This is a genomic window from Natrarchaeobius chitinivorans (assembly GCF_003841505.1).
Taxonomy (GTDB): domain Archaea; phylum Halobacteriota; class Halobacteria; order Halobacteriales; family Natrialbaceae; genus Natrarchaeobius; species Natrarchaeobius chitinivorans.
Map to the genome: position 1 here is coordinate 136,401 of NZ_REGA01000009.1, position 14,927 is coordinate 151,327.

Annotated in this window: 8 protein-coding genes; 6 read left to right on the forward strand and 2 right to left on the reverse strand. The window is 61.7% G+C overall.

What is annotated here, in order from left to right:
• Positions 1–391 precede the first annotated feature (391 nt).
• From EA473_RS11950 to EA473_RS11970, 5 genes are all read left to right on the forward strand, one after another.
• Positions 392–3,814, forward strand: coding sequence for a hypothetical protein (locus EA473_RS11950; protein WP_124195888.1), 3,423 nt, complete (start codon positions 392–394; stop codon positions 3,812–3,814).
• Between the two features lie 30 nt (positions 3,815–3,844).
• Positions 3,845–5,164 (forward strand): patatin-like phospholipase family protein, encoded by a 1,320-nt coding sequence (locus EA473_RS11955; RefSeq protein ID WP_124195889.1) that lies wholly within the window; start codon positions 3,845–3,847, stop codon positions 5,162–5,164.
• Positions 5,165–5,524: 360 nt separating this feature from the next.
• On the forward strand, positions 5,525–6,565 hold the full coding sequence (locus EA473_RS11960) for a lytic polysaccharide monooxygenase (RefSeq protein WP_124195890.1): 1,041 nt from the start codon (positions 5,525–5,527) through the stop codon (positions 6,563–6,565).
• 229 nt (positions 6,566–6,794) lie between these two features.
• On the forward strand, positions 6,795–8,705 hold the full coding sequence (locus EA473_RS11965; RefSeq protein ID WP_124195891.1) for a hybrid sensor histidine kinase/response regulator: 1,911 nt from the start codon (positions 6,795–6,797) through the stop codon (positions 8,703–8,705).
• A 118-nt stretch (positions 8,706–8,823) separates the two neighbouring features.
• A complete protein-coding gene (locus EA473_RS11970) occupies positions 8,824–10,011 on the forward strand; it encodes a pyridoxal-phosphate-dependent aminotransferase family protein (RefSeq protein ID WP_124195892.1) in 1,188 nt (395 codons plus the stop codon).
• A gap of 151 nt (positions 10,012–10,162) precedes the next feature.
• Here the strand turns inward: EA473_RS11970 and EA473_RS11975 are convergent, their stop codons facing one another.
• Positions 10,163–11,752 carry an HTTM domain-containing protein gene (locus tag EA473_RS11975; protein WP_124195893.1) on the reverse strand — a complete coding sequence of 530 codons (1,590 nt, stop codon included), beginning with the start codon at positions 11,750–11,752 and terminating at the stop codon, positions 10,163–10,165.
• Positions 11,753–12,324: 572 nt separating this feature from the next.
• Entirely contained in the window at positions 12,325–13,677 is a 1,353-nt protein-coding gene (locus EA473_RS11980) for an FAD-dependent oxidoreductase (RefSeq protein ID WP_124195894.1), read from the reverse strand.
• 196 nt (positions 13,678–13,873) lie between these two features.
• On the opposite strand from EA473_RS11980, the gene EA473_RS11985 reads away from it, so the two are divergent.
• Positions 13,874–14,920, forward strand: coding sequence for an NAD(P)/FAD-dependent oxidoreductase (locus EA473_RS11985; RefSeq protein ID WP_124195895.1), 1,047 nt, complete (start codon positions 13,874–13,876; stop codon positions 14,918–14,920).
• Positions 14,921–14,927: the final 7 nt, after the last annotated feature.

The window sequence follows — 14,927 nt, forward strand, 5'->3', positions numbered from 1 at the left end:
GTTCTGGCGGTAATCTCTCGAGGTCGTCCGGCCCGTCAAAATGCCTCCCAGCGTGTGGGTGCCGGCCTCCTCGGGCGACCACTTCTACTGGAATGAGTTTCGCTCGATCTGAACTGACACGTCCTGGTTGCCCAGGCGTCTCTTTTACGAGTTCGGAGAGTGTATCGAGCCGCCGCCGCTCGCTTTCGAGTGTGAACCGCCTCAGGGTCAAATCCCGAGACACTCGGCCTTTTTCACCGGAGACCGATCTTTGGTTCGTACTACTGGCGTTTAGATTACGACGTCGGCATATGATTCCGCCTCTACATTATTGTAAGTAATCTCGAGGTAATCGTGACACTTACTTCTAAATCACCTTAAATTTAACACCTTACCATCGGTCGCCTACCCTATGTCGAACACCGGTGACGCCGGCAAAGAAACAGTCGCAACGGAAAGCGATGCACGGACGTCGAGCGGGACAGGGTCCCCAGGGTCGAAAGAACGGAGAGAGAAGCGGGATGAGATGCCCGAGAAGCAGTCCGACGAGACGGACGGATCCGGCACCGAGAACGCGCCTCGACCGGACCGTTCCGGGAACGAACTGAAAGCGGCGGAAACCGCGTCGTCGGACGCCGGGGCAGTCGAACCGTCCGTTCTCGCCGACGAGGTGGTCCGGTTTACGACGGCTGCTACCCCTGCCCCGTCCGAGCGAGTGATTCGGGTCCCGAGAGGCGAATCCGAACTCGTCTCGAAGCTTCGTACCGTCGAGGAGCGCACACGAATGGGCGCGATAGCAACCAGATTCGGGCAGAGTGGCGCGTTCGTCGACGACGTGAACGATCTGGGGACGCCGATCGCTGCGTTCCAGACAGCTCTCGAGTCCGACGACGCCGAGACGATTTCGGAGGTCGAACGGACGGTACAGGAGGTGTTCGATGCGATGCCGGCAGAAATCGTCGACGAGACGACCCACCAGCGGGCGCGGAGACGGCTGGAAGATACGTTCGTCGCACTCGCCGTGTCCCCGGAACTGGGTTCTCGCGCCGTCGACCAGCGGACGGTCGCGGACGCGATCCGGCTGTTCGAGGTGATCGAAACGGCCGCCGGACGAGGCTCACAGCCCGAACTCACGGACGTGGTTTCGGCGGGGATGGAGCGGCCGGTTGCCCTGGTTGACGACCTCTTCGCGTCGACGGATTCGGGCTCATCCCCGACGGAAAGCGAGGGGGAAACGGAACCGTCCACGGGGAACGCGAGTGGCGACATCGAGAGCGCTGTCGAGGAGCTTCGATCGGTCAGCCGGTCGATCGACCAGCTCAACCGGGTCGCCTTCGACCGGGAGGCTGTTGCCGACGTCGAGCCCGCACGTGACGACGATTCCAGTGACGGCGATTCCAGTGACGACGGTTCCACCGGATTCAGAGAACGGGTGACACGAGCGAGACAGCACCGGACGGTCGATACCGCCGACGCATCCAGGCGGAGACGGGGTAATCGAAACGACGCGAACGCGGACGACGATGACGACCGAGCACTCGAGGTGACAGTCGACGACGCACAGGTACTCGACCGGTCCAGGTTGACGATCGGCGATCTGGAGACGGATCTGGAGCTATCGGACGCGGTGAAAACGCAGATCGAGACGGTCGAACCCGAGATCGACGACGCACGGATCGGATCGACGGTAGAGACACTGAAACGCCGAGAGCGGGCGTTGGCGACGGACGTTCTCGAGGAAGGCGTCGGCTCGCTCACGACGGAGATGGTGCAGGTCGGTGATACCTTTTACCCGATTTCCGAGCGGGCCCAGGAGTTCTCGTTTCGTGAGACGGACGTACCGGACGGAGCGACACAGTCTCTCTTTCCGGCCGGTTCCGACACGCTGTCCAGTCCCTTCGTCGACGTCCTCGGGGTGAGCGACCTCAACCTCGTCAGACAGAACCTCGAGCGCTACGAACTCGGGGAAATCTCCCACATCGAGAACGTCCTGCAGGGGGAGTCGAAAGAGCGAACGCATCGACGAAAACGTCGGACCGAACACGAGACCGAATCGGAGTCAGAAACCGTCGAGGAGGGCGAGGACCACCTCGAGACGACCGATCGGTACGAGTTACAGCGAGAGACGGTCGAAACGGTTCGCGAACAGTCGAGTCTCGCCTCCGGGTACGAATCGTCGGGGACGGCCCGCATCATGGTGGGTATCGGCCCGAAAGTCGAAACCGAGTCGTACGTGGACGCCTCGTCGGCGAGCTCGAGCGAACTGAGAGACAGGACCGCACAGCAGTTCGCCCGCGACGTCGTACAGCGCTCCGTCAACCGGATCAAGACGAAGATTCGGGAGCGAGAACGGTCACGAATCGTCCAGGAGACCGAAGAGACGAACGCACACGGCATCGACAACGCGGACGGGAGCGGCCACGTTACCGGGATCTACCGCTGGGTCGAGAAGATCTATCGGGAGCAGGTGTACAACTACGGAAACCGGGTGATGCTCGAACTGACGGTTCCCGAGCCGGCGGCGTTCTATCGTCACGCGCTGACCTCGAACGACGAGGTCGACGTCACCGTCGAGAAGCCACGAAAGCCGTTTTTCATCGACTACGACGCCCAGGAGATCAGAGAGCTACGACCCGAGGATCTGGACCGCTCGAACTACCAGTGGTACGCAACGGAGTACGGCGTCAGCGACGTCTCACCGCCGCCCGAGGAGTACCAGGTCCGCGGCGACTCTCTGAAACGTGAGCACGATGAGGTCCCGGATACCGATGAGCGGACGTACGATCAGTTCTCGCTCACCAGTCCCGACGGCTACCGACCCGAACGCGTCGAGGTCAGGACGAATCCCTTTTCGGCCAGGAGTGACGAGTACGTCGACGATCTGTACGATGTGGACGGAGAGAGAGGCTACGAACTGCAGGTGACGGTCGGAACCGGACGTCACACCGTCTCGAGTGTCTTCTCTCAGACGCGAAGCTTCCGCGGGACGATCGACGTTCCCGAAGTCCAACAGAACGCCGACGAACTCCCGGTGACGGTCAGTCGGAGGTACACCCACGAGTTCGCACTCCATCTCCTCCTCGTCTCCAGACGAAGTGATTCGCTGGTTGCCGAGTGGCAACTCGAGACGTACGACGCGATCGTGCGAGCGTACGAGCGAAAGAAATCGGCCTACGAGGACGCCGTCGCCGCGGCCGAGTACGAGGGAGTGATCGACACGTTCGGCGACGCTCCGAACCCCGGCCGCACTTCCGAAATCGTGACTGACGAACTCAAGCGTGGATCGATTACGCTGTTGCAGGGATCGGAGATCGACGAGGATCCGATCGCCGACGGACCGAACGGCTATCCGGGCGTGGATTTCTCCGGGCTGGCCGGGGCCACCGACACGATCCAGTTCTTCGAGGACGCCTTCGAGTGGGAGCACATGCGCTACGAGTTCCATCCGTACTACTGGACGGATCGGGACCGGTGGGTATCACTCCAGGACGCAGACGATACCGATCCGGAGTTCGCACGCTTCCTGCGAGCCGGTGTTGCGACGGTCACGCTCCCGGTCAAACCGGGCTACAATCGGGACGTGCTCAACTACCTCCAGTCGAACGGGGACGAGTATACGTTCGACCCGGACGCAGACGAGATCTGGCATCCGGAACTGGTGGGGACGCTCGAGGAGATCGAGGAACTCGAGGCCGACGACGACAGCTGGGAAGCGGAGACGCCCGTCGGCGAGCCGTGGCTCGTCAGCGTGCCGACGTCGCTGGTCAAACTCCAGGAGACGGCGGAGTTGCCGACGCTGGATTCGGAGACCGGACCGGGCGAGAACGGAGACTGAGAGCGCCGGAATAGCACTCTTCTTACAATCATGCCAGAATTCACCCGAGCAAATCAGGCGACCTACGCCGACGGAACGCCGACGGGGCGGATACGATACCTGTCGTTCGAAGGTGGCGGAGGGAAGGGACTGGCCTATCTCGGTGCGCTCACGGCGATGTCCCACCCGGCGATCGACGTGATGACCGAATCGAACGGCGAGTACGTCCTCAACACGGATCGAATCGAGGGCATTTCCGGAGCCTCGGCTGGGGCGATCACCGCGGTGTTGCTCGCGTCCGGTCACTCGTTGCGAGAGCTGTACGACGTAATGACCGACGACGCGCTGCTCGACTTCTACGACCCGCCGGGTGACGACGAGAGTTTCGTTCCCGCGGTACGAAAGGGGCCAGTCCAGCCCTTACACGTCGGCCGTTTCGACGGCCCCCACTCGATCGACAATCGGATCCTCGGGGCGAGCCACTACGACCGCAGCGACCACGGGTCGACCGTCGAGCGAGGCACGATCGAAGCGTCGGGGCTCGCGATCAAACATCCCCTTCGAGGGCTTTTCGGACTGACCGGCGTCGACGACCCGGTTCTCGACCACGTCTTCGAGGACTTTCGAGGCTGTCTCCACAATCTGTACTTCGATTTCGGAATGTTTTCGGGCTGTTACGCCAGAACGCACCTCGCAAACCTGATCGACCCGCATCCGTGGGACGGCCACGAGATCACGTTCGACGACTTCGTCACCGAGTACGATACCGAGATTCGACTCGTCGGCTCGAACCTCACCACGATGGAGCCACACGTCTTCTCGACGGAGTCGACGCCCGAGTTCAAGGTCGCCGATGCCGTGCGCATCTCGATGAGTTTTCCGGGAATATTCAAACCCGTCCCCATCGGAGACCCGATAGAAGACGCCCCGGAAATCGAACAGTCGCACATCCACCCCGCGGACGAAGACGCGTTCGCCCACCTCGAGGGCGTGTGGGCCGACGGCGGGGCGACGAACAACAATCCGATCCACGCGTTCGACGAGCCCGGTTCGTACAGGCTTCCCGAGGGGATGGTCGGAATCCGGTTGGGACAGGACGAGCCAAACCGGATCGACGGGCTGTCGGGATGGGCCGGCGCTCTCGTCAACACCTTGCTCTCGGTCCGGTCGGACGGCGAGATCAGATCGGATCGGGAGGCACGGCAGGTGGTCGACCTGCCGCTCGGTGAACTCTCGCTCACCCAGTTCAGCCCGAGCGAACGCGTTCTCAGACGGGCGATCTACGAGTCCACACTGGAAACGTTCGACTTCTTCTCGATTCCGGTCTCCGACGTTCGACCCTGGGTCGACTCGCGTCTCGGTCTGAGTTGAGACGGATTGCCGTACCGACGTGCCAATAAATGTCAGCGGCGTGAGTGCACTCATACTGTCGGACAGAACTATTTGACGATCGGTCGCTCTCCTGCGACCGCCTTCGATGGCGACCGCCAGCTCACTCGCTCGTCAATCACCAGACACACTTTGTATCCGCAGAACTTTCCCTCGTGATAGCCCAAGATCACTCCTTCGACGTCGCCGTCGGAACCTACAAAACACGAAGGTGGATATTAACACGAACAGTAGAACAAATAACATTAAGATGGGTATGAAATAAATGCCTGGCACCTTGTGTTAATTCTGATGACAGAAAAATGTATATAGTATCCAATTCTATGTGGAGTTGGATCGCCAATGGAGACAGAAACAACAACGAGTGGGATAGGTGAAACGAATGGGCTGCCACGTGTCACGAGATCACGTGTCGCAAAAATAGGGGTAATGGTCCTCTTTATGATGGTTCTCGGCATCTTTGCCGTACAGATGGCCGCTGCACATGGATCCATGGAGGACCCATACAGTCAGACGTACTACTGCAATTTCATAGATGATGGCGACAACGAGATGTGCCAATATGCCTACGATGAGAACGCGCAGGCAGTCTATGACTGGCACGAAATAAACATCGCGGATGCTGACAGCAACCACCAGGAACTCATTGATGACGGTGAACTCTGTAGCGCCTCACGCGATAAATACGATGCGTTCAACGAACCAGGTGACTGGCCGACAACGGAGATAGAGCCTGGTGAGCAGACGTTTACCTATGAAGCATCCGCGCCACACGAAACCGAGTACTTCCAAATCTACATCACCGAGGATGGATGGAACCCAGACACTCGGCTTGCGTGGGATGACCTGGAATTGATCCACGAGACTGATCCGTTTAGCCCTGATAGAACAATAACCATCGATGGTGTAGACGTACCTGACCGCAATGGAGAGCACGTAATCTACACGGTCTGGCAACGGTCGGATTCGCCGGAAGCGTTCTATTCGTGCTCCTATGTCGACTTTGACGGCTCTGATGATGACGACAATGGGGACGACGACAACGGTGACGGTCCCGACCACGACGCGTGGGACTCTGATGAGACCTACACGAGTGGCGATAAAGTCGTTCACGATGGTGCTGTTTGGGAGGCCAATTGGTGGACTCAGGGTGACGAACCCGGTAGCTCCGAGTGGGGCCCATGGGAACACGTAGAGGACGTCGATGACGACGACAATAGTAACGATGACGACTCACCTGACGCTGATGAATGGGACCCTGATACGGTCTACAATGACGGAGACCAGGTTAGCCACGACGGCGAAACGTGGGAAGCCCAGTGGTGGACTCAGGGTGACGAACCCGGTAGCTCCGAGCTGGGTCCGTGGGAACAAGTAGATTAGTGAGAAGCTAACAGTTCCACCTGAAGAATCGAATTAGCACCTCTTTTTTGCGGTTGCTGATTGGGTAGCGAGCAGGAAGGACTATGACCGAATGATAGTCACTGATTCACGCCGCGCAGTGGCTGTTATCATTCTCCGCCAACAGATCGGTGTCACGAATCACTGTCATATAATCTGATGAGTTATCCGATTCCAAAATTATATGCACAATTAAGCCTATTATCCCGTCATGTCCCGTGAGATCCGAATCATTTACTTCGGCTCGGAACCGGATTTCACACCAAACTTGTCAAAGTTCGATGGATTCGCGGACAGGACGACCGAGTTTCTAAACGTTTCTACGTCAGCCGAAGCGATGCCCACACTCGAGCGGACTCGTATCGATTGCATTCTCGTTCAGCTCGAACCTCCCCGCCAACCTGGGATCGAATTCCTCGAAACGGTACGGGAGACGTATCCGAACCTCCCGATCATCGTGTGGATCGAAAACTGGTCTTCCGACGCCGCGGAAGAAGCGATATCGGCTGGTGCGACCGACGTCGTTCGACGCGAAACCGGTTCGGATTCGGTCGTCGTGCTGGCGAATCGTCTTTCGAACGCCATCGAGCAACATCGAACGACGAACGAAACGACGAAACGAGACTGGCAACTCGAGCGGGCGTTCGATGCGATAGGCGTTCCAGTTTGGGTCCGAAATCGGGAGAACGAATACGTCCTGGCGAACGAGAAATATCGGGACGAGGTCGGCATCTCCCGCGACGTCGACGTCATCGGGAAAACGCCGACAGACCTCGTCGAACCGGAGATGGCAGAGCGGTTCGTCGAACTCCACGAGCAAGTAGTTCAGACGGGTGAGCCACTCCAGATCGAGTGGCACCGTACGGAGCGCGACCCACACCGTGTGATCGACGTCCGCCTCAGTCCCGTTTTGGACGACGGACGGGTGGTCCTGGTCTGTGGGATTGCTATCGATCTCACCGAACGGACAGCCGAAGTGGGAGCGAGCTCGATTCCCGATACCGAGGGGGAAACTCCCATCGTTGACGACGATGGCACGGTCGACGATGCCGCTTCCATCTCCGCGGCCCTCCCGAGGAACGGATCACTGGACCGTGAACGTCGTCGAAACGCCGAACGGTTAGAACTCGCGCTGGAGGCCGGTAAAGTCGGTATCTGGGAGTGGGACGTTCAGACGGAACGAACCTGGTTCGACGACCGCTTCGCACAGCTACTCGGCTACGAGCAAGCGGAGTTGACGCCACACGCGGACACGTGGCTCGAGTTGCGTCATCCCGAGGATCACGAGCACGTACTGGATACGTTGCACTCACATCTGCGAGACGACATCGCTCATTTCGACGTGACACAGCGACTCCGGACTGCAAGCGGTCGGTGGAAATGGGTCAGGGACGTCGGGAAGGTCGTCGAACGCGACGAAGACGGTACGCCCCGTCGTGCAATCGGGTGCATCGTCGATATCGACGAGCAAAAGCGTCAGGAACGAAAGCTGCAACGACAGAACGATCGTCTAGAAACGTTTACCGAAACGCTTTCACACGACTTGCGAAATCCGCTCAACGTTGCACAGGGGCTACTCGAACTCCTCGAGGAGGACTGTGAGAACGAGGTCTTACAGGAAGTCTCCCGGGCACACGACCGAATGGAGCAGTTGATCGAGGAACTGCTCGTCTGGGCACGGACCGGAACCTCCGCTGTCGATTGCACGCACGTCTCACTGACTTCGATCGCCGAATCCTGTTGGTCGAACATCGAACAGACGGGTTCAGAACTGATCGTCGACGACGATATGGACATTGTCGCCGACGACAGCCGTCTCAAACAGTTGTTCGAAAACCTGTTTCGAAACGCAATAGAGCACAACGACCCCTCCATTCGCATTCGTGTTGGATCGCTTCCGGGCCGAAGTGGATTCTACATCGAAGACGACGGAGACGGGATCCCCAACGAGATTCGCGGTCGGATGCTCGAGCGGGGGTTTACGACTACCGAATCCGGAACGGGTTTCGGCCTCGCGATTGTCCGGGAAGTCGTCGATTCTCACGGCTGGGAGCTGGACGTAACCGACAGCGACCCAGGCGGTGTCCGATTCGAAATTACCGGTGTCGAGGCTGCCGATTGATCGACGACAGGTTGCCTGATTCGGTTCTCGAGTCGTGATCGAAGCGGTCGTCGGGGTACGATACCGGTCCTCGAGCCACGGCGGGGCGTTTAATACACTGGATCGAAATGTCTGTGCCATGTACACACCTCCCACGGTCGAGGAGTTACGGCCGCCCGAACGGACGCTCGTCGGTCCCGGGCCGAGTGCGATCCATCCTCGGGTGTATCGTGCGATGACGACGCCGGTCACGGGCCACCTCGACGACTTTTACGTGGAGGTGATGAACGACGTCCAGGCGTTGTTACGATACGTCTTTCAGACCGAAAACGAGCACACGTTCGCCGTCAGCGGGCCGGGATCGGCGGCGATGGAGGCCGCGTTCGTCAACCTCGTCGAGCCCGGAGAGACGGTGTTGGTCCCCGGAAACGGCTACTTCGGGGACCGAATGGGAACGATCGTCGAACGAGCGGGAGGGGAGGCCGTTTCCGTGGATGCGCCGTGGGGGGCGGCCCTCGAGCCCGCAACCGTCGAAGCGGCTGTCGAGGAGCACGATCCGGCCGTGATCGGTATCACCCACGGTGAGACCAGCACGGGCGTCCGTCAGCCGGCAGTCGACGATATCACGCGGATCGCCCACGACCACGACGCGTACGTCGTCCTCGACGCCGTCGCAACGCTCGGCGGGGTCGAACTGTACACGGACGAGTGGGACGTCGACGTCGTCTACGCCGGCTCACAGAAGTGTCTCTCGGCCCCGCCGGGCGCGAGCCCGGTAACGATGAGCGACCGGGCGGTCGAGAAGGTTCGAACGCGGGACGCACCCGTCGAGTCGTGGTATCTCGACCTGGAAAACCTGTGGTCTTACTGGGGGCCCGACCCAGGATATCACTACACTGATTCGATCTCGACGACATACGCCCTTCGGGAGGCACTGCGGATCGTCGCCGAGGTCGGCCTGGACGCTTACTGGGATCGTCACCGCCGGGTGTCGACAGCGATGAAGGAGGGTCTCGAGGCGATGGGGCTGTCACTGGCAGTCGACGAGTCGTGCTGGCTCAGAACGCTCTCCCCCGTCGGCGTCCCCGCAGGGGTCGACCCCGGTCAGGTGACGTCGCGGCTCAAATCCGAGTACGGTATCGAAATCGTCGGCGGACTGGGCGAGACGGAGGGCGAAATCCTCCGTGTCGGCTGTATGGGTCACTCCGCCCGGGCGAAAAACGCCGTCTACCTCGTCTCGTCGCTCGGATCGGTGCTGGCCGAGCACGGCGTCGAGGTCGACGTCGAGGCCGGCATCGACGCGACCCGCCGAACGCTCGAGGGCTGATTCCTGTCCGCTCGCTGTACGAACGCGACCGTCCGCGGTCGGCCGGTCCGACGCCACAGCGGACCGTCTCATACGGATTGCTGTCCCTGTGTACCGACGCACCCGCCGCCCGGGTCGCGGGTGTGCCGGCAATGACGGACAGTAAACCGTCTCACTCGGGCGGATCGATCGCTTTCGGCTCGTTGTCGCCACAGCCGTGGTAGTAGATCGACCGAACCTCTCGAGCGCGCTCGTCGGGGTCGTCCATCGTCTCGAGGGTCACGTCCTCGACGACGTAGTACATGTTGACGTGGGTGAGTTCTTCGCCGTGGTCTTCCGCCCACGTCTCGCAGAGGTGTTCCGCGAGCGTTTCGGAGACGATATCGTCGGGACCGCCGCGTCTGACGCTGTTCATGTAGAAGCGTTCCCGGTAGGTGCCGAACTGCTTCTGGAGTTCGTCGTGGGGCCTCTCGTAGGTCATCGGACGTTCGTTGTACGCGTCGACCGTGTCGCCGCCTTCGGTTTCGGCCGGGAAGACGTAGTATCGGTCGACGGTCCGCGGATGTGGGGCGAAGACGGTCCACTCGGGCTGGGAGACCCGGATCACGTCGGCCCTGTCGTCGATGCGCTCTTTCGGACCGTCCTCCTCGTCGATGGACTGGGCGACCGGCAGGTGTGACAGTGCGGGTACGACGAGCAGTGAAGTGACCGCGACGATCAGTGCGAGGGTGTAGACGGTCGTTCTGACGTGGCCGAGGGCCTGTGAGTCGATCCGGGCTCGGGGGAGTCGAGATCCGTGGCGCTCGAGTTCGCCTCGAACACGTGCGAGTCGGAACCGCTCGAGGGGCACAGAGCGGACGAGTGCCTCGAATCTGTCCCAGACCGGCGTCTGCAGGAACAGGATCAGACCGGCGATCGCGACGTAGGGAAACGCGCCGATCCGAACGGTGATCGCGAACGAGGCGTGGCCGGCGAGGAACATGCCGACGAAAAGCGTGCGTGCGTGTCCCCGGAGGAGGACGAGCAACCAGGCGAACAGCATCATGTAGTACCACGTCATCCCGCCGTACTGCAGGAGCGTCGGGACGTTCCGCATAACGTCGCCGAGGAGGAACGTCGTGTTGTCGAGCCCCATGATAAGCGGGGTGGCCTCCCCGCCGGTCCACAGCTCGGATTCGCGCTTGTGGTAGCCGTTGAGGACGTACATGTAGACGATCTGGGCCAGAATCGCCGCGGACGCGAGGCTCGCAACCGTCGGTCTCGGCGCCGCGTCGGCGTGGAGGGCGTCGACCGACCATCGTTCCCCCAGCGGCAGGAAGGTCGCCCAGAGCAGCAACATCCGAAACAGCGTATCCGCGAAGCTGAGGACCAGCGGATTGTGATGATCCAGCGAAACGACGAGGAGAAACGAGAGGACGATCGCGATTCTCGTTTTGTAGCCGACGATTAACTGCACCGCGACCAGTATCGTGAGGACGAACAACGCCGCGATCACCGTCGGATCCGTCGTGAAGTAGTAGATCGAGAACGCGTTGTCAGCCGTCATCTCCGTCGCCACGGACTGCGGGACGACGCCCGACTCCGTGTAGAAAAACGAGAAGTTCCGAGCGCGAAGCAGGACGTCCGCGACGATGAGCAATCCGGCGGCGATCCGAAACGCGGCGAGCGCCCGCGTATCGATACGAACCGCCCCCAGGTCGACGTAGGTGGCTTCTCGCACGTGATCTCGAGCACGCCTCGAGATCGAACGGAGCGGACTCATGTTCGGCCTGAATCAGTCCTACTCACTACAGTATGGACTATATACATTGGTTCACGGCGGCTGTCCGGTTTCGGGGCTCGATGGCCGACGCTGGGTCGTCCCATCGGGGGAATTCGATCCGCCGATCGAACACGAAGGGGAATACGGTGATCCTGGGTTATACGCAGTTTACATTCCGGAACGCGCTCTCGGTCCGTTCATCACCGCGTACTCACGTTCGGTATCGTCCGCGTCGTATTCATCGGAACGCACGATTTACGAAGCGACTACCCGTGTGAGCCGATGAGGAAGCCGTCACAGCAGTCCACGAATCAGCCAACAGCGGTGAAGTATTCCTCGGTGGTGATATTGCCGACGTTACGGAGTCACGCGTACGACCCTATGGTTTCGGTCTCGAGCCGTTCGACGATCGGCCCGACGCGGCGTAACTGGTGGTCGAAGTCGAGTTTCCGGAGGGGGACGACCGACAGCGTTCCGTCCCGCTCGAGTCCGTCTCGGATCCCGCCGAACAGTTCGGAGAGGCCGGTCGCCGCTCGGAACGTGCTTCCACCGGTACATTGCTACAGCAGTCCCTATCGGACGTTCGGCCGGAGCACCCGCCACGCGACGCCGGGACGAAGCAGCGTCGCCGGGAGACACTCGAGGCGGAACACGCGGTAGAACGCGTCGGTCAGCTCGCCGTCGGAGTGAGCCTGGCGAACCAGCCGCGACGTGTACCGGTTGAAGACGTCCGTACCGCGGGGTTTCGGCCCGGTCGTCTGCGGGAACGCGAAGTCGGCACCGACGGCGATTTTCCAGGCGGCGTCGATCACGGGTGCGATCCCGTCGAAAAATTCCGGTGCCAGCTTCTCGTTGCGTCCGTCGGCGAGGGCGTGATGGAGTATCAGGGCGTCGAGCGCCGCGACCGACATCCCCTGGCCGTAAACCGGGTTGAAGCTGGCGACGGCGTCGCCGGTGACGAGCAGCCCCTCCGGGAACCGATCCAGCGTCTCGAACCGACGCCGAATACTCGAGGGGAAGGGGTAGTGGTGGATCGTCTCGGAAACCCACTCCCGACTCGTTACGAGTCGTTCGAACTCGGGAACGGGGAAGCTCTCGGCGAACGCGACGAACTCGTTTTCGGTTCTCGGCGCCGCCTCGCCGTGGATACCCTGGAAGATCACCTCCCAGCGGTCACCCTCGACGGGAATCGCCGCGCCGCCTCGAGGACGAGACGGAACGGGTGGGACGAAAAGCGAATAGCGGGCCTCCGGTCGTCGCTCGACGCGGATCGTTCCGTACGTCACGTCGACGGTGACCTCGTCGACGGGTGGCGGCGCGTACCCGTTGGCCTCGAGCCACGCCGGGGTTCGACTCGTCCGACCGGTGGCGTCGACAACCAGATCGGCATCCAGAGACGTTTCACCGCCGGAGTCGGCGCGATACGTTACGCCGTCGATTCCGCCTTCGGAGTCGACGAGGTAGTCGACGAACCGGCACTCGCCGCGTTGCTCGACGGTCTCGAACTTCGCGAGTCGTTGCCGGACGACGTGTTCGAACAGCGCCCGGGTCGCACAGTACATCGGGAGTCGCGTCGGTCCGTTAGCCAGGAAGTCGCCCTGTTCGTAGTATCGCATGTCCGTCGCGGCGTCGATAACCAGCCCACCCGCCGAGAGCAGTCGCTCGCCGAATCCCGGGAAGAAGTCCTCGAGCGTCGCCCGCCCGGCCTCGAGCATGACGTGGGGGTGACTGCTCTGGGGTGTGCCGTCGCGGGCCGCGGGGTCGTCGGGCAGCGGATCGCGCTCGAGGACGACGACCTCCTCGAACCCGTCGGCCAGGACCCGCGCGGCACAGAGGCCCGCGATACTCCCTCCGAGGACGACCGCCCGGTCGCCGACGTGGCCGACGCGGTCGGGATCGTATCGGGGGATGGTCGAGAGCGTCATACCGGCCGTTCGAAGGCGCTTATAATATAGACCGACATTTCGAGACGACCCTGGAGCGTTCGACTTCCTCCTCGGTTCAACGGTCTCGCACCCCGGCCACTCGTCGATCGCTTCGCAAAACAGCTCGGTGCCGTTCTCGTCGAATCGCTGGTCGTCCGATCGTAACACCTGCAACGATTCACGCCCAGAGTCGCGTATGGACATCGGAGTCATCGGCGCCGGCGCGGCGAGTGCGGCGGCGGCGTACGCCATCCACCGAGACGCGCCGGACGCACACTGTACGGTACTCGAGAAGTCCGGCGGCGTCTGCGGGCGGGCGGCGACGCGACGTCGCGACGGAACGTACTACGACTACGGGGCGAACTACCTGAAAGACGACGACGAGCGCATCGTCTCGCTCGTGACCGAACGACTCGAGAGCGACGGTCTCGTCTCGGTCGACGGGCCGATACACGTCTTCGACGAGGACGGAACCGTCGGCGAAGGCAGGCAGACAGATGAACGGAAGTTGACCTATCGAACGGGCATCACGCAACTCGCGAAGCGGCTGTTCGCCGAGACGGACGCGACGGTGAACCGGCACACCCGAATTACGGGGATCAGCCGCGACGGCGACCAGTGGCTGCTGACCGACGCCGACGGCGATCGGTGGGGACCGTACGACAGATTGCTCTGTACGCCGCCGGCCCCGCAGACGGCGCGACTCGTCCGCGAGGCGGACTGGGACGACGACCGACGCGCCTCCATCGCCGAGGCCGCCGAGGCAGTCGAGTACCGGACGATCCTGACCGCCGTCCTCGGCTACGAGTTCGCACTCGAGGTGCCGTACTATGCACTCGTCAACACCGACAAGCGCCACGAGATCGGCTGGATCGCACGGGAGGAGTGCAAGCCCGGTCACGTTCCCGACGGCGAGTCGGTTCTGATCGTGCAGGCGAACGATCGGTGGTCGGTCGAGCGGTACGACGACGACCCGACCGACACCGTCGCGGAACTCGCCCGACTGACCGCCGACGTCGTCGGCGACGCCCGCCTCGAGACGCCGGCGTGGACGGATTACCAGGGGTGGCGGTACGCACAGCCGGAACGCGGCGTCGACCGGGATGCGGTCGAGTCGGCCGAACGCGACGGGTTGTACTGTCTCGGCGACTGGGTCGCCGGCGAGGGTCGGCTCCACGCCGCGCTCCGAAACGGACTCGAGACCGGCGAGCGGGTCGCTCGGTCACTCGAGGCCGGCGATTGAGACGGAC

Excerpts from the sequence above, each read along its gene's own strand:
- EA473_RS11950 (WP_124195888.1), top strand. The coding sequence starts at position 392 with ATGTCGAACACCGGTGACGCCGGCAAAGAAACAGTCGCAACGGAAAGC.
- EA473_RS11955 (WP_124195889.1), top strand. The coding sequence starts at position 3,845 with ATGCCAGAATTCACCCGAGCAAATCAGGCGACCTACGCCGACGGAACG.
- EA473_RS11960 (WP_124195890.1), top strand. The coding sequence starts at position 5,525 with ATGGAGACAGAAACAACAACGAGTGGGATAGGTGAAACGAATGGGCTG.
- EA473_RS11965 (WP_124195891.1), top strand. The coding sequence starts at position 6,795 with ATGTCCCGTGAGATCCGAATCATTTACTTCGGCTCGGAACCGGATTTC.
- EA473_RS11970 (WP_124195892.1), top strand. The coding sequence starts at position 8,824 with ATGTACACACCTCCCACGGTCGAGGAGTTACGGCCGCCCGAACGGACG.
- EA473_RS11975 (WP_124195893.1), bottom strand. The coding sequence starts at position 11,752 with ATGAGTCCGCTCCGTTCGATCTCGAGGCGTGCTCGAGATCACGTGCGA.
- EA473_RS11980 (WP_124195894.1), bottom strand. The coding sequence starts at position 13,677 with ATGACGCTCTCGACCATCCCCCGATACGATCCCGACCGCGTCGGCCAC.
- EA473_RS11985 (WP_124195895.1), top strand. The coding sequence starts at position 13,874 with ATGGACATCGGAGTCATCGGCGCCGGCGCGGCGAGTGCGGCGGCGGCG.